Annotated in this window: 16 protein-coding genes; 8 read left to right on the top strand and 8 right to left on the bottom strand. The window is 65.3% G+C overall.

Going from position 1 to position 18537, the window contains the following annotated elements:
* Positions 1-90: 90 nt before the first annotated feature.
* The 3 genes from VGR99_RS06850 to VGR99_RS06840 all read left to right on the top strand — a co-directional run bounded on the left by VGR99_RS06850 (position 91) and on the right by VGR99_RS06840 (position 2979).
* A complete protein-coding gene (locus VGR99_RS06850) occupies positions 91-1137 on the top strand; it encodes a glycosyltransferase family 2 protein (RefSeq protein WP_326897564.1) in 1047 nt (348 codons plus the stop codon).
* The gene (locus VGR99_RS06845) at positions 1134-1979 is read left to right on the top strand and encodes a ChbG/HpnK family deacetylase (protein ID WP_326897563.1); all 846 of its coding nucleotides are present in this window, start codon (positions 1134-1136) and stop codon (positions 1977-1979) included. Before VGR99_RS06850 ends, VGR99_RS06845 begins: the two co-directional genes overlap by 4 nt.
* A 127-nt stretch (positions 1980-2106) precedes the next feature.
* Entirely contained in the window at positions 2107-2979 is an 873-nt protein-coding gene (locus VGR99_RS06840) for a DUF2076 domain-containing protein (RefSeq protein ID WP_326897562.1), read from the top strand.
* 80 nt (positions 2980-3059) lie between these two features.
* Here VGR99_RS06840 and VGR99_RS06835 read toward each other — a convergent pair whose 3' ends face one another.
* Positions 3060-3875, bottom strand: coding sequence for a L,D-transpeptidase (locus VGR99_RS06835; protein ID WP_326897561.1), 816 nt, complete (start codon positions 3873-3875; stop codon positions 3060-3062).
* A 315-nt stretch (positions 3876-4190) separates the two neighbouring features.
* Between VGR99_RS06835 and VGR99_RS06830 the strand changes: the two genes are divergently transcribed.
* Entirely contained in the window at positions 4191-4976 is a 786-nt protein-coding gene (locus tag VGR99_RS06830; protein WP_326897560.1) for a protein phosphatase CheZ, read from the top strand.
* Between the two features lie 172 nt (positions 4977-5148).
* Here VGR99_RS06830 and VGR99_RS06825 read toward each other — a convergent pair whose 3' ends face one another.
* A complete protein-coding gene (locus VGR99_RS06825) occupies positions 5149-5673 on the bottom strand; it encodes a hypothetical protein (protein ID WP_326897559.1) in 525 nt (174 codons plus the stop codon).
* A gap of 315 nt (positions 5674-5988) precedes the next feature.
* On the opposite strand from VGR99_RS06825, the gene VGR99_RS06820 reads away from it, so the two are divergent.
* The 3 genes from VGR99_RS06820 to VGR99_RS06810 all read left to right on the top strand — a co-directional run bounded on the left by VGR99_RS06820 (position 5989) and on the right by VGR99_RS06810 (position 9431).
* Positions 5989-6285, top strand: coding sequence for a co-chaperone GroES (locus tag VGR99_RS06820; protein WP_027525027.1), 297 nt, complete (start codon positions 5989-5991; stop codon positions 6283-6285).
* Between the two features lie 159 nt (positions 6286-6444).
* Positions 6445-8076: a chaperonin GroEL gene (gene groL, locus VGR99_RS06815; RefSeq protein ID WP_326897558.1), complete on the top strand. Its 1632-nt coding sequence runs from the start codon at positions 6445-6447 to the stop codon at positions 8074-8076.
* Positions 8077-8219: 143 nt separating this feature from the next.
* The gene (locus VGR99_RS06810) at positions 8220-9431 is read left to right on the top strand and encodes a hypothetical protein (RefSeq protein ID WP_326897557.1); all 1212 of its coding nucleotides are present in this window, start codon (positions 8220-8222) and stop codon (positions 9429-9431) included.
* A 62-nt stretch (positions 9432-9493) separates the two neighbouring features.
* Here the strand turns inward: VGR99_RS06810 and VGR99_RS06805 are convergent, their stop codons facing one another.
* Both VGR99_RS06805 and VGR99_RS06800 read right to left on the bottom strand, forming a co-directional pair.
* The gene (locus tag VGR99_RS06805; protein WP_326897556.1) at positions 9494-9892 is read right to left on the bottom strand and encodes an META domain-containing protein; all 399 of its coding nucleotides are present in this window, start codon (positions 9890-9892) and stop codon (positions 9494-9496) included.
* 132 nt (positions 9893-10024) lie between these two features.
* A complete protein-coding gene (locus tag VGR99_RS06800; RefSeq protein WP_326897555.1) occupies positions 10025-11689 on the bottom strand; it encodes an L-lactate permease in 1665 nt (554 codons plus the stop codon).
* 335 nt (positions 11690-12024) lie between these two features.
* Between VGR99_RS06800 and VGR99_RS06795 the strand changes: the two genes are divergently transcribed.
* Positions 12025-13785, top strand: a complete 1761-nt coding sequence (locus VGR99_RS06795; RefSeq protein WP_326897554.1) for an ABC transporter ATP-binding protein/permease — start codon at positions 12025-12027, stop codon at positions 13783-13785.
* A 273-nt stretch (positions 13786-14058) separates the two neighbouring features.
* On the opposite strand, the gene VGR99_RS06790 is transcribed toward VGR99_RS06795, so the two are convergent.
* From VGR99_RS06790 to VGR99_RS06775, 4 genes are all read right to left on the bottom strand, one after another.
* Positions 14059-15090, bottom strand: coding sequence for a TorF family putative porin (locus tag VGR99_RS06790; protein WP_326897553.1), 1032 nt, complete (start codon positions 15088-15090; stop codon positions 14059-14061).
* A 407-nt stretch (positions 15091-15497) separates the two neighbouring features.
* Entirely contained in the window at positions 15498-15860 is a 363-nt protein-coding gene (locus VGR99_RS06785; RefSeq protein WP_326897552.1) for a histone, read from the bottom strand.
* Between the two features lie 70 nt (positions 15861-15930).
* Positions 15931-17253 carry a glycolate oxidase subunit GlcF gene (gene glcF / locus VGR99_RS06780; RefSeq protein WP_326897551.1) on the bottom strand — a complete coding sequence of 441 codons (1323 nt, stop codon included), beginning with the start codon at positions 17251-17253 and terminating at the stop codon, positions 15931-15933.
* Positions 17250-18488, bottom strand: a complete 1239-nt coding sequence (locus VGR99_RS06775) for an FAD-binding protein (protein ID WP_326897550.1) — start codon at positions 18486-18488, stop codon at positions 17250-17252. The genes glcF and VGR99_RS06775 overlap by 4 nt, the downstream gene beginning before the upstream one ends.
* Positions 18489-18537: the final 49 nt, after the last annotated feature.

Raw genomic sequence — 18537 nt, 5'->3', positions numbered from 1 at the left:
GTTGAGCAGCTTTGTTCAGCGTAGCGACAGCTAACGGCGGCTACCATATGCTGTTGAGATGACCTTGAACGCCCTCTGGAACCTTGATCGATGACGCTGGGCTCTGACGTATCCGCCCTGACGACCACCGCGGCGAGCGCCGCCGCGAAGGGGCTGTCGATTGTCATCCCCGTCTACAACGAGGCGACGGGCCTCGCCGCCCTGCATCAGCGCATCTGCGATCTCGCCAGGACATTGCGGGAGCGCTATCGGCTGTCTTGCGAGGTCGTCTATGTCGACGACGGCAGCAAGGACGCGACGCTGTCGATCGCCCGCTCGCTGCCGGCCGATGCGATCGACGTCCAGGTGGTGTCGCTGTCGCGCAATTTCGGCAAGGAGGCCGCGCTGATGGCCGGCCTCGACCATGCCCGGCTCGGCGCCGTCATGTTCATGGACGGCGACGGCCAGCATCCGCCCGCGCTGATCGAGCAACTGGTCCGACACTGGATCGATGACGGCTATGACGTCGTCTATACCGCCAAGGCGCATCGCGACAACGAGACCTTCCTGCGCCGGGTCGCCGTACACGGCTTCTACGCGCTGATCAATTGGGGCGCCCGCCAGAAGATCCCGGAAGACGCCGGCGACTTCCGCCTGCTGTCGCCGCGCGCGGTCACGGCGCTGCGGCAATTGCCGGAGCGCAACCGCTTCTTCAAGGGCCTCGCGAGCTGGATCGGCTTCCGCCAGATCCGGGTCGATTACGAGCCCTCGGCGCGCGCCCATGGCGTCACCACCTTCAACGCCGCAAGCCTGCTCGGCCTGTCGATCGAGGGCCTGACCTCGTTCTCGGTGGCGCCGCTGCGCTTCGCCAGCCTGCTCGGCGTCATCCTCGCCGGCATCGCCTTCCTGTTCGGCCTCTCGATCCTCTGGGAGGTCTTCACGACCGGCAAGCAGGTCCCCGGCTATCCCTCGCTCGTGGTCGGCCTGATGACCATCGGCGGCGTGCAGCTCATCATGATCGGCATCGTCGGCGAATATATCGGCAAGATCCTGTCCGAGCTGAAGGCGCGCCCGATCTACTTCGTCGCCGAGCACAGCGAGAAGCATTTCGAGACCGACAAGGCCGACGACGCCTCGAAGCGGACGGCGGCTGAATGAGCGCGGCCGCGAGCCTGCGGCGGATCTGGCTCTGCGCCGACGATTACGGCATCAGCCCCGGCGTCAACCGCGCCATCCGTGACCTGATCGAGCGCGGCCGCCTCAACGCCACGTCAGTGATGATGGTGGGCCCCGCGATCGAGCGCAGCGAGGTCGATGCGCTTCAGGCCTCGGCACGGCAAAGCCCGCGCTGCGCGATCGGATTGCACGTGACGCTGTCCGCACCGTTCCGGCCGCTCACCATGCATTACCGTCCGCTCGACGGCGACATGTTCATGCCGTTTCCGAAACTCCTGCGCGCAGGGTTGATGCGGCGGCTGGACCGCGAATTCGTCCGCAACGAGGTGAAGGCGCAGCTGGCGGCCTTCGTGGAGGCATTCGGACGCGCGCCCGACTTCGTCGACGGCCATCAGCATGTGCAGCTTTATCCGCAGGTGCGCGACGGCTTCGTCGATGCCGTCAGCGAGGGCGCGCCGCAGGCCTGGGTGCGCCAGGGCGGCCGCGACCTGCCGCTGACGCAGCGGCTCGCCTCTCCGAAGGCCATGGTGCTCGACATCCTCAGCGCGCAATTCCGCCGCCGCGCCGGCAGCGCCGGCCTCCGCTTCAATCCCGGCTTTGCCGGCGCCTATGATTTTACGCGCGCGTCCGATTTCGGCGAGTTGATGCGGCAATTCCTCGAAGGCCTCCCCGACGGCGGCCTCGTGATGTGCCATCCGGGCTTCGTCGACGATGTCCTCACCGGCCTTGACCCGATGACGGACGTGCGCGAGCGCGAGCACGCCTATCTCTCGGGCGACGCCTTCCCGCGCCTGCTGGCGGACAGCAACGTGACACTGGGATGACCCGGACGAAAAGCGAGCCCGTCAGGCAGCTTGTCGCATACGGAAATTTAATCCGGCGGGCACTGTTGGGGCCACATTGGAACCCTACATCTTCGGCGCGCTTGGTTTTGCGCAGAGGAGACAGATCATGACGCCGCAGGAACGCCAGCTCGTTGACGAGCTTTTCGACCGGCTTTCGAAACTGGAAAATGCACCGCGCGATCCCGATGCGATCGCCGCGATCTCCGACGGGCTGCGCAAGGCCCCCGGCGCCGTCTACGCGCTGGTGCAGACCACGCTGCTGCAGGACGAGGCGTTGAAGCGCGCCCATAACCGCATCCAGGAGCTGGAAGCGGCCCATGCGCCCGAGCAGGCGCCGTCCGGCGGCTTCCTCGACACCATGCGCGACACCTTGTTCGGCGGGAGCCCCTCGCGCGGCTCGGTTCCGAATGTGCCGCCGCGTGACTCCCGGCCGGTCTGGAACAGCGGCCAGGCGATGCAGCAGGCGCAGCCGGGTTACGGCCAGCCGCAATATGGACAGCCTTACGGCCAAGGCCCGGGTCAAGCCCCCGGCCAGGGTTATGGGGCCCCGGGTCAGGGTTATGGCGCTCCGCCGGTCGGCGGTGGCGGCGGCTCGTTCCTCGGCACGGCGGCGGCAGCCGCGGCCGGCGTCGTCGGCGGCTCGCTGCTGCTCTCCAGCATCCGCGGCATGATGGGCGGATCGCACCAGCAGGCCTTTGGCGACACCACGATCATCGAGGAGCGCGGTGGCGGCAGCGGGGGTGGAAGCCCTTGGGGTGGTAGCGGCGATCAGTCCGGCGGCTCGCTGGCGCGCGATGCCGGCCTCAACGACATCGGCTCGAACCGGGATTCCCGCCAGGGCTTCTTCGACCAGGCCTCGAACGACCGCGACAACAACGACCAGAACTACGACGACGATCACGACAACGGCAACATGGACATGGCCGACGACGACAGCGATTTCGGCGGCGGCGACGATGGCGGCAGCGATTACGCGTAAGGCTGCCTGATTGGCGCACCAAACAAAACGGCCGCCCGGGAGGCGGCCGTTTTCATTTCAAGCTGTTTGCTCAGGACCTCTCACATCACCACGACCCTGGTGCCGACATTGACGCGGCCGTAGAGGTCGATGACGTCCTCGTTGCGCATGCGGATGCAGCCGGAGGAGACGTTGGTGCCGATGGTCCAGGGCTCGTTGGAGCCGTGGATGCGGTAGAGCGTCGAGCCCAGATACATCGCGCGGGCGCCGAGCGGGTTTTCCGGACCGCCCTCCATGTGCCGCGGCAGGTCGGGCCGGCGCGCGATCATTTCCGCCGGCGGGGTCCAGTCCGGCCATTCGCGCTTGGCCGTGATCGACTTCACGCCGGACCAGGTGAAGCCCGGACGCCCGACGCCGATGCCGTAGCGCATCGCGCGACCGTTGCCCTCGACGAGGTAGAGGAACTTGTTCGGCGTATCGACCACGATGGTGCCGGCAGTTTCCTTGCCGCTATAGTCAACAATCTGTTTCTCGAATTTCGGATCGAACGGACGCTGCCGCGGGTCAATCGCCTCCTGCTGGAGACCGGCGCCTTGCTGATATCCGCCTTGCATCTGCGGCTCACCCATCGGCGGCAGGCGGCGCTGGTCGTAATAGCCCGGCTGCTGCTGATAGACCGGTGCTTGCGGCGCGTAGGCCGGACCGCGGCCGGGGCCGTCGCCGAACAGGAACTCGATGAAGCCGCCACCCATGTTGGCATTGGAGGCGACGCGCACCGGCGCCGCCGGCACGTGCGGCTGGTAGAGTACCGCGGGCGGATCGTTCGGCACCGTATTGTCGAAGGCGCTGGCGCTGTTTACGCCGGCAACGAAGGTGCAAGCGCTGCCGAGCAGCGCGACAGACATTTTCTTGAACATCGACGTACTCTGTACTGTTTCGTCTAGATCACACGCGTCGCGAAAGGCGCCTGGCTGATCCGCCGCCGCGACGTGGTCAATAAAAAGCAAAAGCCGTTGCGTTTGGTAAACGGAAGCGGCGTTTGGATTCACCACGTCGCGAGCGGGCCTGCAATTTGGCGATCAGCGTTTATTTTCGATGAATGCTGATCGCTCATGGTTAATCGCTCCTTCTCGCGCCGTCGCGCACGACTGCAAGTCAGTTCCGGCGTGAACCTCGTGTTAAATCGCTTCTGCCTACAAAGTCCGCGTGAGTGAGGTGGGGGGAGTATCCTGATGGCTGTTCACCGCAAGCGTTTTCGTGTCGAAGATATCGTCGGTGGCGAGTTGCCCATTCTCGACGTAACTGATGAGGCAACCCCGATGCATAGCGAGATCATGGCCGAGCTGCGCGCGATCCGCGCCCAGATGGCGAAGGGCGCCGTTGCTGCCCCGCTGACCGGCAGCGCGGCGATGGCGGCGATCGACGCCTCCACGGCCCACGAGCTTTCCGAAGCCCGCACCATGCTCGAGACCTACCGGGCGCAGATCGAGCAGTGCGAGAAGCTGAAGGTCGAGCTCGACCTGATCCATGACGCCATCGACCGCACCAAGCGCGAGATCGCGACGCTGCATGGCAAGAGCTTCGACGGCGGCGAGATGGCCAAGGTCAATGGCGAGCTCGGCGCAGTCGTCGGCGGTACCGAGCAGGCCACCCAGCAGATCCTCGAAGCCGCCGAGTCGATCGACCAGGCCGCTTCCGCACTCTCCAAGGTCGACTCGGTCGATCAGCAGAAGCGTCTCGCCGACGACATCCAGGAACGCGTCATCTCGATCTTCGAAGCGTGCAACTTCCAGGACCTGACCGGCCAGCGCATCAGCAAGGTCATGACCACCATGAAGTTCATCGAGCAGCACATCAATGCGATGATGGACATCTGGGGCGGCGTGGACGCGATCAAGGCCCATGTGCCCCCGCCGGTCGACCAGCGCAGCGACGACGAAAAGCTCCTCAACGGCCCGAAGCTCGCCGGCGACGTCGGCCACGCCTCGCAGGACGACATCGACGCCCTGTTCGACTGAGCAGACGCGAGATAGAGAAAAACAGAACGCCGGCGAGAGCCGGCGTTTTTTGTTGTCTTCGTCATTGCGAGCGAAGCGAAGCGAAGCAATCCAGTATCCCTCCGCGGAGGCAGCCTGGATTGCTTCGTCGCTTCGCTCCTCGCAATGACGAGTGGTTAGGTTCGAACCCCGATCACGCCCGCGGCGCGCAGCGGACGTAGACCATGTTGCCGTAGCGGGTGGCGGCGTCCTTGTCGATGAAACGGGTGATCATGACGCGGCCGTCGAAGGAGACGATCTCGCGGTCCTGCTCGCCGGGGGTGGGACCGGCCGGCCCGATATAATTCTTGCCGCTCGGCGAGCCCTTCAGCCGGAGCTCCTGGGGCGTTGCCTGGTCGGCCAGATGCATGACCACGCCGCCGGAGGAACCGGCGCCGATCACGTAGGGATTCTTGCACTGCTCGCGCGCCATCTTCTCGGTGCGGGGGCGGTCGGCCGGGTTCTGGAATGAGGCGAGGCCCCAGCGGCCGACGATCTCGTCGGCACGGATGCTCGCCGGCATTTCCGGACCGGAGCCGCCGGTGTCGGCCTCGGGCGGTGGTTGGTTCGACGAGAACGACGGCAGGCTCATACCGCCGCCGCAGGCGCCGAGCAGCAGCGCCAGGCATGAGGCGGCCGCCAGATTGGCAACCGTGCGCACGTGAGCTGAACTGATCATGGCATTCCCCCGAACAAGACCATGGCCGCACCCCTCCCGCAGCCAAGCGCAAAACCGCTGCCGGAGCAATGACGTCCTTTGATACGCCGGGGCCCCGAACAAGTTTCCAATGGCACCATCCTATATCCGCCTCACCAATCGCTTAACCACCTTTGCTTGACAGGATCGCGGCCAAGCCATATTTCCGGGCGCACTATTAGCACTCGGAAAGCCCGATTGCTAAGCGCGCCGTTCGATCCTCAGGACGAGGGGGACGGAAGCGCCGCCCCACCCACTTCCGCTACTTCCGAAGCGAGCCTTCCAAAGGGAAACGTCATGGCTAAATCCAAATTTCGTCCGCTGCATGACCGTGTCGTGGTCAAACGTATCGACGCCGAGGAAAAGACCAAGGGCGGCATCATCATTCCGGATACCGCCAAGGAAAAGCCGTCCCAGGGCGAGATCGTCGCCGTCGGCCCCGGCGGCCGCGACGAGGCCGGCAAGCTGATCCCGATCGACCTCAAGGTCGGAGACCGCGTGCTGTTCGGCAAGTGGTCGGGCACCGAGGTCAAGATCGACAACGAAGATCTCCTGATCATGAAGGAGTCGGACATCATGGGCGTTCTGGCCTAAGGCCATCCGCCTGAACGGCCGCTGAATGTCATGCCCGGATCGCTCGATCCGGGCATCCATCATTCCGCCGGGGTCAACCTGCCGATCCCGGAATTGATGCGAAGGCGGCAAGATACGGCACGAAACAAGACACATCACGAAACACGAGGGATTGCAGACATGGCTGCCAAAGACGTCAAGTTTTCCGGAGACGCGCGCGATCGCATGCTGCGCGGCGTCGACATTCTCGCCAACGCCGTCAAGGTGACGCTCGGCCCGAAGGGCCGCAACGTCGTCATCGAGAAGAGCTTCGGCGCACCCCGCATCACCAAGGACGGCGTCACCGTCGCCAAGGAGATCGAGCTCGAGGACAAGTTCGAGAACATGGGCGCCCAGATGGTGCGTGAGGTCGCCTCCAAGACCAACGACCTCGCCGGCGACGGCACCACCACCGCGACCGTGCTGGCCCAAGCCATCGTGCGCGAAGGCGCCAAGGCGGTTGCCGCCGGCATGAACCCGATGGACCTCAAGCGGGGAATCGACAGCGCGGTTGCCGCCGTCATCAAGGACATCGAAAAGCGCGCCAAGCCGGTTGCCGCCTCCTCCGAGGTCGCCCAGGTCGGCACCATCTCGGCCAACGGCGATGCCGCGATCGGCAAGATGATCGCCCAGGCGATGCAGAAGGTCGGCAACGAGGGCGTCATCACAGTCGAGGAGAACAAGTCGCTCGACACCGAGGTGGACATCGTCGAGGGCATGAAGTTCGACCGCGGCTATCTGTCGCCCTACTTCGTCACCAACGCCGAGAAGATGACCGCCGAGCTCGAGGACGCCTACATCCTCCTGCACGAGAAGAAGCTGTCGGGCCTGCAGGCCATGCTGCCGGTGCTGGAAGCCGTGGTGCAGTCGGGCAAGCCGCTCGTCATCATCGCCGAGGACGTCGAGGGCGAGGCGCTGGCCACCCTGGTCGTCAACCGCCTCCGTGGCGGCCTCAAGGTCGCCGCCGTCAAGGCGCCTGGCTTCGGTGATCGCCGCAAGGCCATGCTGGAAGACCTCGCGATCCTGACCGGCGGCCAGCTGATCTCCGAAGACCTCGGCATGAAGCTCGAGAACGTCACGGTGAAGATGCTGGGTCGCGCCGGCAAGGTCGTGATCGACAAGGAGAACACCACGATCGTCAAGGGCGCGGGCAAGAAGCCGGAGATCGAGGCCCGCGTCGGCCAGATCAAGGCCCAGATCGAGGAGACCACCTCGGACTACGACCGTGAGAAGCTCCAGGAACGCCTCGCCAAGCTCGCCGGCGGCGTCGCGGTGATCCGCGTCGGCGGCGCCACCGAGATCGAGGTCAAGGAGAAGAAGGACCGCGTCGAGGACGCGCTCAACGCCACCCGCGCCGCGGTGCAGGAAGGCATCGTCCCCGGCGGCGGCGTCGCGCTGCTCCGCGCCAAGAAGGCCGTCGGCCGTCTCACCAACGCCAATGCCGACGTCCAGGCCGGCATCAACATCGTACTGAAGGCGCTGGAAGCCCCGATCCGCCAGATCTCCGAGAACGCCGGCGTGGAAGGCTCGATCGTGGTCGGCAAGATCCTGGAGAACAAGTCCGAGACCTTCGGCTTCGACGCCCAGAACGAAGACTATGTCGACATGGTCGAGAAGGGCATCATCGATCCCGCCAAGGTGGTGCGCACCGCGCTGCAGGACGCCGCCTCTGTGTCCGGCCTGCTGGTGACCACCGAAGCCATGGTCGCCGAGTTGCCGAAGAAGGACGCTCCGCCCGCGATGCCCGCCGGCGGCGGCATGGGCGGCTTCTAAGCCGTCCGTTCCATCACAGTGTTGCGAAGGCCGCCTCCGGGCGGCCTTCTTTTTTGCCGATCGTGGGTCACGCTTTCCGATTCAACCGACGGCCAAAACCAACTACGGTGGCGGCCGATTCTGTTCCTTCGAGGATTTCGGCGATGCGCGCGCTCCTGGTTTGCCCGACGATCATTTTGGCGGCTCTGCTCGCCGTCTCGCCCGAAGTCGCATCCGCCCAGATGAAATTGTCGCCGAAGGCGGCAGCGCCTGGTGGTACCGAGACGCGCTATTTCACCTCGATCGACGGGCTGATGGACGGCAATGCCGACGTGATCCTGAAGGAGACGCGCCAGGGCAAGACGGTCACCGCGGCCGTGCTCGACGTCTGCTATCCCGTCGCAAAGAATTCCGACCGCAAGGACCGCTTCGTCGTGAACCTCCAGGTCGCCGGCCCGAACCTGACCGGCACGACGCAGAGCCTCGGCGAAAAGTCGCCCGTCAGCGTGAAGCTGCTGCGCAAGCAGTCCGGCGACACGTTCGAATTCCGTGGCCAGATCAGCATCGGCCAGACTGTCACCGAGGTCACCTCGCCCGACAATTCCGATCTCAGTGAGAAGGAATTCCAGGACAACCAGACCTCCGACGACGGCATCACGGCGCAGCCGAAGGATTTCACCGACGTCTCGCCGGAGGCGATCGCGGTCAAGGTCAAGCTGGATGCGGCCACCGAGTTCCTGAAGAGCCTGAAGGGCCAGGAGGTCGAGGTGACGCTGGCGAGCCTGTCGGTCGGGTGCGATGCGCTGCGCGCCGGCGAGCAGACCATCAACATGTCGGTCGATCCGGAGCGCGCGGCCGCGCTGCTGGCCAAGTTCAAGGCGATGCCGGGCGTCACCGCCGCAGGCTGGACCGCTGGCATGACCGAGATGGACCGCACCATCCGCTTTGCCGCCGCCGACTGGCGCGACGGCGACAAGATCAGCCGCGACAAGCTCGCGAGCGCGGTGGCCGGCGTGCTGAGCAAGACGCTCGCGGCAAAGCCCGTCTCGCAAAACTTCAATCCCGCGACCGGCAAGCTCAAGCTGGTGTTCAAGCGGCCGAACCAGGATTTCCCCGCGCTCGATCTCACCGACACGATCGAGATCGCAGGGCTGATCTCGCCGGACAAGCCCGGCAGCACCGACAAGCTGATGCTGTGGATCGGCAGCCCCGCGACCACGACCGCCGACGAGAGCAGCGGCGCCAAGCTCAACCTCTCGGACGAAGCTTCGGCCGACGAGGAAGGCGATCAGCCCGACGACAACGGCTCGATCGAGGCGCTCGCCAAGGAACTGAAGGGCCAGCGCTGGGACGCCGACAAGTCGGTGTGGAAATAGGCTCTCGTGCCCCGGACGCAGCGCCTGCGCGCTACGCCTTGTCCGGGACACGAGAGCGAACGCTAATTCCCGGTCGAGCGAAAGCGCAGCGGCTTGGGGCCGATCAGCGTCAGCACATCACCCTGGCGCTTCCAGGTCTCGACGCTGCTCAGTGCGGCGACGAGTTCGTCGTCGGCCTGCGCCCTTGCCGGCGGGCAGGAGCGGTCCTGGATCTGGCCCGGCACGAAGATCACGGTGTTGCCGGCGACCGAGAACTGGCCCTTGCCGCCCTTGCACCAGAGCTCAAGCACGACCTCACCATTGTCGCCGATCTCGATGTTCGGAATCCGCTTCGAGCCGGGCTGCGGCAGCGCCTCCAGCGTCATCTCGGTGCCGAACGGAAAACCGTCCTCGGCGCGAGCGAGCGTTGACATCGCGAGCATTGCAACCATCACACATGCGATCTGCTTGATCGAAACCATGAAACCTCTCGACCGACCTGATTTGCCGCACCTTCTATAAGAGGATGGCGTCATTGAGAAGGTTCGCCGGGCGCGGACGCAAAATCCCCGCGAGGGCGAACCTCGCGGGGATTTGCGTCGAAGCGTGGCCCGTTACTGCAGGACCAGCGCCGTGAACGGCCAGACATAGGCCTGCAACGTCACGAGCACGCCGACGAGACAGGCCAGCACGATCGAGTGCCAGAACACGAAGCGCAGGATGGTGCCCTCGTGGCCGTACCAATTGGTGGCGGTCGAGGCGACCACGATCGACTGCGCGTCGATCATCTTGCCCATCACGCCGCCGGAGGAGTTCGCCGCCGCCATCAGCACCGGCGACAGACCGAGCTGCTGCGACGTGATCTTCTGGAGGTTGCCGAACAGAATGTTCGACGACGTATCCGATCCGGTCAGCGCCACACCCAGCCAGCCGAGCAGCGTACCGAAGAAGGGATAGAGCACGCCGGTTGCGGCGAAGGCGAGACCGAGCGTGGCGTCGACGCCGGACAGCCGCGTCAGCGTCCCGATCGCGAGCATCGCCGAGATCGTGATCAGCGAGATCGCGCACAGGCGGATGGTGCGGCCGTACTCGGTGACGAGCCGGCCGGGACCGACGCCCATCAGGAAGCCCGAGATGATCGCCGCGATCAGCATGCCGGTGCCGGTGAACGAGAGATAGGTGAAGCCGAACACCGCGGCTTCCTTGGTCGGCGCCGGCGCCACCGGCGGCATCTTGTTGATCATCTGGTGCAGCTCGGGCACCGGATAGTTCCAGACGAAGATCGAGTTCGCCCAGGTCTTGAAGGCACCGTTGCCCCAGATCAGCATCACGATGCAGACGATGATCCACGGCAGCAGCGCACTCCACATCTCGCTCTGCGTCAGCGGCGTCTTGTCGATCGGCTTTGCGGTGGCCATCGTCGCCGCCGATTCGTCATGTCCGCGCAGCGCCGGCGACAGCCAGAGCTGCTTCGGCCGCCACACCTTCAGGAACAGGATCAGCGCGCCCATCGAGATCAGCGACGCGCCGATGTCGACGATCCAGGGATTGATGAAGTTCGAGATCACGAATTGCGGGATCGCGAACGAGACGCCGGTGACGAGGATCGCCGGCCAGACGTCCTTCATGCCCTTCCAGCCCGCGAACGCCCACACCACCCAGAACGGCACGATCAGCGAGAAGAACGGCAATTGCCGTCCGACCATCGCACCGAGAATGTAGGGATCGAGTCCGGTGACCGAGGCGAGGCCCTGGATCGGCGTCCCCAGCGCGCCATAGGCGACCGGCGCAGTGTTGGCGATCAGCGACAGGCCGGAGGCCGCGAGCGGCGAGAAGCCGAGGCCGATCAGCACGGCGCCGGTGATCGCGACCGGTGTGCCGAAGCCCGACGCGCCCTCGAAGAAGGCGCCGAACGAGAACGCGATCAGCAGGAGTTGCAGCCGCCGGTCCTCGGTGACGCCGCCGACCGCGCGCTTGAGCAATTCGAAGCGGCCGGTGGCGACCGTCACCTGATAGAGGAAGATGACATTGAGAACGATCCAGCCGATCGGGAAGAAGCCGGTGACGATGCCGAGCACGGAGGCGCGGATCGACATGTTGGCCGGCATGGTGAAGACGAAGATCGTGATCAGGTTGGTCACGATCACGGCGATGATGGCCGCGATATGCGCCTGGACACGGCCGCTCGCGATCAGGACCAGCAGCGTGACGACAGGGATCGCCGCCGCGATGGTCGACAGCACGGGACTGTGCAGCGGATCATAGATTTGATTCCACATGGTCTTCCTCCCCCACGCATGTGTGTGGCAGGCGGCCCGCGTGGACAGCCGGACCTGCTTGGCGTTGGAAGCGATAACCCCCGAGTTGGACGCGAATTCCTCGCGAATGCGGCGGTTCCCGCCTGCTCACAAGCTCGCGAAATCCTGGAGGCCCCCACCCCGCGCCGTTACGCCCATGCTAGGGTTGCAAGCTGCGACAAGACAACGCAAATTGCAGAACTTGCGACTTTAGTCTAAGCGCGCCCCTTTTTCGTCCAGGGACGCCCATGTCTGCCATTGCCGCAAGCCTTTGGCTTCGGGCATTTGTGCACATCCCCTCGAGGAGACCTAGCTCTGTGAACAACATCCGCGCCACGCTCGCGATCGTCTGGCGAATCGCCATTCCCTATTTCCGGTCCGAGGACAAATGGGCCGGCCGCGGCCTGCTCGGCGCCGTGATCGCGATCGAGCTGGCGCTGGTCGCAATCGACGTGCTGGTGAACCAGTGGCAGAACCGGTTCTACAGCGCGCTCCAGAACAGCGATTGGGACGCCTTCGTCACGCAGATCTGGATCTTCATCGCCCTCGCGTTCACCTTTATCGCGCTGGCGGTCTACAAGCTGTACCTGAACCAGTGGCTCCAGATCCGCTGGCGGAATTGGCTGACCAAGCACTATCTCGGCGAATGGCTCAACGGCGCCACGCACTACCGCATGCAGCTCAAGGGCGACGCGGCCGACAACCCGGACCAGCGCATCACCGAGGACGTCAAGAACTTCGTCGAGCAGACCCTGACCATCGGGCTCGGCCTGCTCTCCTCGATCGTGACGCTGTTCTCCTTTGCGCTCATCCTCTGGGGCCTCTCCAACGCCGCGCCGCTGCACCTGTTCGGCACCGACTTCATGATCCCCGGCTATCTGTGCTGGGGCGCGCTGATCTACGCGATCTTCGGCACCGCGCTGGCGCACTGGATCGGCCGCCCCCTGGTCAACCTCAATTTCGAGCAGCAGCGCTATGAGGCGGACTTCCGCTTCAACCTCGTCCGCGTCCGCGAGAACTCCGAGCAGATCGCGCTGCTCAAGGGCGAAGGCGCCGAACGCAGCCGCCTGCTCGATCGCTTCGGCTTCGTGATCGGCAATTGGTACGCGATCATGAGCCGGACCAAGCGCCTCACGATGTTCACGGCGAGCTATCAGCAGGCCGCCGTGATCTTTCCCTATGTGCTGGTGGCGCCGGCCTTCTTCGCCAAGAAGATCCAGCTCGGCGACATGATGCAGACGGCCTCGGCCTTCTCGAGCGTCCAGGGCGCATTGTCGTTCTTCGTGACGGCCTACCGGTCGCTGGCGGAATGGCGCGCGATCGTCGCACGTCTCGACGGCTTCGAAATGTCGGTCGAGACCGCGGCAAACCTGCCGGCGCATGAGGCGACGGTCGAGCTCAAGCCGGGCGGCAGCCGCAATATCAGCCTGGAGAAGCTCTGCGTGTATCTGCCCAACGGCACGCCTCTGGTCGCAGCCGACGGCTTCGCCATCCAGGCGCCGGAGCGCGTGCTCGTGACCGGGCCGTCGGGCTCCGGCAAGTCGACGCTGTTCCGCGCCATCGCCGGCATCTGGCCGTTCGGCACCGGCACCATCGCCATCCCCGCGCAGGCGAAGCTGATGATGCTGCCGCAACGCCCCTATTTCCCGGTCGGCGCACTGGGCGACGCCGTGATCTATCCGGCAGCCCCCGGCGCATTCCAGGCTCCCCGGATCCGGGACGCCCTGATCAGCGTCGGCCTGCCCGACCTTGCCGAACGGCTCGACGAGCACGGCCACTGGAACCGGATGCTGTCGCTCGGCGAGCAGCAGCGCCTGGGGCTCGCCCGCGCGCTGCTGCATGCGCCGGACTATCTGTTCCTCGACGAGGCCACCGCGTCACTCGACGAGCCCTCCGAGGCCCGGCTCTACCGGCTGCTGGCCGAGAAGCTGCCGCAGGCCGCCATCGTCTCGATCGGCCACCGCTCGACGCTCGATGCCTTCCACACCCGCAAGGTGACGATGATGAAGGACGGCGCGATCCACGTCCTCGGCAAGGACGGTGAGCCGGCCGAGGCGGAAACGACCGCGGCGCGCTGAGGCGCGGGGAACGGCCTCGTCATTGCGAGTCACCGGATCCGCGCACAGCGCGGCCCCGGTGGCTCGCAATGACGGAGCGTGAGGAACCGGCGCCGCTACCGGCTCGCATTCAGGTAGTCGACACGCCTGCGCAGGCTGACTCCACGTCCTGGCCGTGTCTTGGCCGTGTCCTGGCCGTAAGGCCGAGACTTCCCCTGCCTCACGTCTCCAACCCCCAAAGCAAAAGGGCGGCAGGTTGCCCTGCCGCCCTTTGAAGTCGTCTCGGGAAGAAACTTACTTCAGGTTGCTCATCGCCGTCAGGTCGAACGACAGCTTGGCGACGCCAGCAGCGCTACACCAGTTGGAGCCGAAGGCCGTGGCCGCGTTCGCGCCACCGTTGACCGGGGTGACGAAGCCGGGGCTGGAATTGGTGGCCGAGAAGTCGCTGGTGAAGGCGTTGCAATTGCCCTTGGACAGGTCGGTGTCGTAGTAGCGCAGATCGAGCGTGAACACCTTGTAGGTGAAGCCGACACCGATGTTCCAGGTGTTGTAGCTCGGCTCCTTGATGCCGTTCGCGTACAGCGGGTCGCCGGCGATGCCGTAGAAGACGTCGGAGGTGCCGAGCCACTGACGGCCGAACTCACCCGACACATACATGCCGACGCCGCTGGCGCCGAAGGTCGTGCTCGGAGCGGTCCACTTGGCGGTGATCGAGGAGTAGTTGCCCCAGGCGCCGAGGTTCAGGAAGTTCGGCGAATAGTACTCGTTGAAGCCAACCACCCACTGGTCGTTAATGTTGAGGTTCAGCTTGGCGTAGACTTCGTAGAAGCTCGCGTCCTTCTTGGCGAAGTTGCCGTTGATCGGAAGGCCGATGGCGCCCTGGGAATTGTCGAGGCTGCTGCCGCAATTGCCCTGGACGAGGGTGCCCTGCGAGCCGAAGCAGCTTCCGCCCGGATACAGGTAGCCCCAGATACCGAAGTCGAAGGCGAACATGCCGAAGGTCGGGCGGATACCGCCGTAGATGTCGACTTCGGCCGCGGCGCGGTTCGGGAACGAAATGCTCTCCGCGGACGCACCGACGTAGAGCTGCAGGTCCTTGTTGACGTTGTAGCGCGGCTCGAAATAGGCCGCGACCGACGGGTTGTGGTTCGACTGGGTGATACCGCGGAAGATGTAGTCGCTCATGATGCCGCCGCCGAAGGCGATATCCCAGGGGTCAAACGCGGGCGGCGGGGGAGCCTTCAGCGCCTTTACCGGCATGTCCGCCGCGAAAGCCGAACCCGTCACCATTGCCAGCGCCGTTGCCAACAAAGCCACTTTTTTCATTTCGATCCCCATCACCAGTTCTTACCTAGTCGGTTTCCCGGAAGCCCCCCGGGGCGTACGACCTGTCTGCAAAATTGCGTTACTGCGACAATCTGTAGTGAGGGATGCAAACCGTGAAGCAAAAAACACGGGCACCTGCCGACTTTTTGGGCGTTTTGGCGATTCCACGAAAGGTTGTCAGCCTGTGTTGCTTCTCGATCACATTATTTGCATTCCAAAGTGCACAGGAGGGTCCGGGTTAGTACGGAACCCACAGGGCGCGGTGCCCACGCTACGAATCGTACTGGCGCGAGAAATGGCGGCCGACCGAGCGCCCGCGGGCGATGCAAAAAGGCCGCAGCGCCTCCGCCGCGGCCTTCCTATTGTCGATCATGGTCGTTGGGACAGGCCCAGCGCCTAGATTGAGCCTAGCCCTGCCCCTCGGCCGGCGTGGGTTCCGCAGAAGACGAAGGCATCGCCCAGCTCGTCTCGGCGACAGGCTCGGGAGCCGGAGCTGCCACCGGCGCTGACGGTTGCGGTGCGGGAGCTGCCTTCGCCTTCTTCGGTGCCGCTTTCTTCGCGGCCTTCTTGGGTGGAGCCTTCTTCGGTGCAGCCTTCTTCGCAGCCTTGGCGGCTTTCTTCGCCGTCTTCTTCGCAGCCTTCTTCGGCGCGGCCTTCTTGGCTGACTTCTTCGCAGACTTCTTGGCTGCCTTCTTCGCGGTCTTCTTCGCCGCTACAACCTTCTTGGCCTTTTTGGCCTTCTTGCTTTTCTTCTTCTTCGCTTTCGCCATCGTGGTCCTCCTGTTGCCGCCGAACAATGGTCGATCGGGCGTCGTTCTGCCGTCACCCCGGGAGGAAAGCTCAGCTCGACGTGTTGAGTGCCGGCCGCGACCCGCCCGTAGCCCAATCGAGAAGCTCAATCGTGTGTACGACCGGAACTGACGTGCCACTGGCAATCTGCACCATGCAGCCGATATTGCCCGCGGCAATCATGTCCGGCTTGACGCTTGCGATGTTGGCAACCTTGCGATCGCGCAACCGGCCCGCAAGCTCGGGCTGGAGAATGTTGTAGGTCCCCGCCGAGCCGCAACACAAATGGCTCTCGGGCACATCTTTCACCACGAATCCATTCTTGGAAAGCAATTCTTTCGGAAGGCCCGTGATTTTCTGGCCGTGCTGCAACGAACACGCTGAGTGATAGGCGACGACGATGTTGTCGTGACGCTCAGACGGTTCGAGTCCGAGGCCCGCAACATACTCCGTGATGTCCTTCGCAAGCGCGGACACCTTCGCCGCATCGGCCGCGAAAGCTTGATCCTCACGGAGCAGATAGCCGTAGTCCTTGATCACCGTGCCGCAGCCGGATGCGGTCACCAGGATGGCGTCGAGCCCTTCGCCTGCGGCTTCTTTCTGCCAGGCCGTGACGTTGGCCCGGGCCCGTCCCAAGGCATCCTGATCGTTGCCGAGATGGTGGGTCAGCGCGCCGCAACACTGCTCGTCCCGGACCAGGACGACTTCGATGCCGTGGCGGGTGAGAAGGCTGATGGCGGCCTGGTTGATGCGCGGCGCCAGCACCTGCTGGGCGCAGCCCTGGAGCAGCGCGACCCGGCCGCGCTTCTTGCCGAGCGCCGCGAACACGCTGCCCGGCAGCGCGCCGGGCGACGGCAGCCGGCTCGGGGCCAGCGCCAGCATCGCCTTCAGGCGCTGGATCAGGCCGGGCGTCGCCGAGGGCCGCGGCGTCGGCAGGAACACGGCCAGCGGGCGGGCCAGCCGCGCCAGCCACATGCTGATGCGGAAGCGCTGCGGGTCCGGCAGCACGAAGGCCAGGACCTGGCGCAGCAGGCGTTCGGTAAGCGGCCGCTGATAGCGCTGCTCGATCCTGACACGGGCCTGGTCGACGAGGTGCATGTAGTTCACGCCGGAGGGGCAGGTCGTCATGCAGGACAGGCACGACAGGCAGCGGTCGACATGCTTGACCACCTCTGCCGTCGGGGTCTGGTCCTTCTCCAGCATCTCCTTGATCAGGTAGATGCGGCCGCGCGGGCTGTCGAGCTCGTCGCCCAGCAGCACATAGGTCGGGCAGGTTGCGGTGCAGAAGCCGCAATGGACGCAGGCGCGCAGGATCTTGTCGGCCTGCGCGATATCGGGGTCGGCGAGCTGCGCCAGTGAGAATTCCGTCTTCATGCCGCAGCGTCCCGCCTCAAGCGTCCCCGGTTGAGAATGGTTTTTGGATCGAAGCTGGCGCGCACCCGCTCGCTCAAGGCGGCAATGCCTGATGCCTGCGGATGGAACACGTCGACACCGCGCCTGACGTCCTCGGCGGCCCGGATCAGCGTGGCGTGCCCGCCGACCGCGTTGGCCCGCTGACGCACGGCGGGCTCATGCGCGTCGCCATTCGGCGGCAGCGCCGCCCAGATCAGGCCGCCGCCCCAGTCGTAGATCACGTCGCCGCCGGTCTCGCGCACCAATTGGGTGCCGAGCGCCGCTCCCGAAGCCGGCGGACAGACGATCCGCCACACCGGCCAGGCGCCGAGCGCGCCGCCGGCCGCGAACGGCAACACGTCGCGGATGGCGGCCCACAGCGCGGACGAGGCGGCGTCCTCGATCAGCGTTGCGGTTCCGAACGGCGCCAGCAATTCGCGCAGCGAGCCGGCGCGGTGCGCGGCGGACGCCGTGATCCCCTCGAGCCGCAGCACGGTCAGCGCCTCGCCCTGGCCCGCGATATCGCCGAGCCCGTCGGTCTTGCCGCGGAACGCCGATTTCGGCAGATGCGCGGCGCCCGAGACGTCGTAGGGCGAGCCGAGCGCCGCGGTCATCGCCTTGTTGGCGGCGGCATCGTCCAGTCCGCGCAGCAGCAGCGTCCGCTCGGCCTCCGGCTTCGGCATCACCTTGAGCGTCACTTCGGTCATCACCGACAGCGTGCCCCAGGAGCCCGCCAGCAGCTTGCAGAGATCGTAGCCGGTGACGTTCTTCACCACCTTGCCGCCGGTCTTGAAGCTGTCGCCGAAACCGGAGACAGCATGTGCGCCGAGCAGATGGTCGCGCGCCCCGCCCGCCCTGATCCGCCGAGGACCGGCGAGGCCAGCCGCGATCATGCCGCCGATGGTGCCAAGCGCGGGCGTGCCGAGCAGCGGCGCGGTGTCCATCGGCTCGAAGGCGAATTGCTGGTTCTTGGCGTCGATCAGCGACAGCACGTCGGCCAGCGGCGCGCCGGCCTGGAGCGTGACGATCAGCTCGTTGGGCTCGTAGGAGGTGACGGCGTTGAGCGCGGAGACATCGAGCACGGCGTTGGTCGCCATCGCATGGCCGATGCCGCGCTTGGAGCCATGACCGATGATCTCGAGCGGCTGCTCATTGGCAATCGCCGCGCGCACCACCTCTTCGACGTCTTTGGCGTCTCTAACTTTGAGCGTATCCACGACTGAGCCGGTATCCAAGTTTAGAACAGAAAGCAAATCTGGCGCAGCG

Origin of the sequence: Bradyrhizobium sp. (assembly GCF_035935975.1) — a bacterium.
Classification (GTDB): Bacteria; Pseudomonadota; Alphaproteobacteria; order Rhizobiales; family Xanthobacteraceae; genus Bradyrhizobium.
Note: the sequence above shows the minus strand (reverse complement) of the source record. Positions and strands in the feature narration are given on the sequence as shown.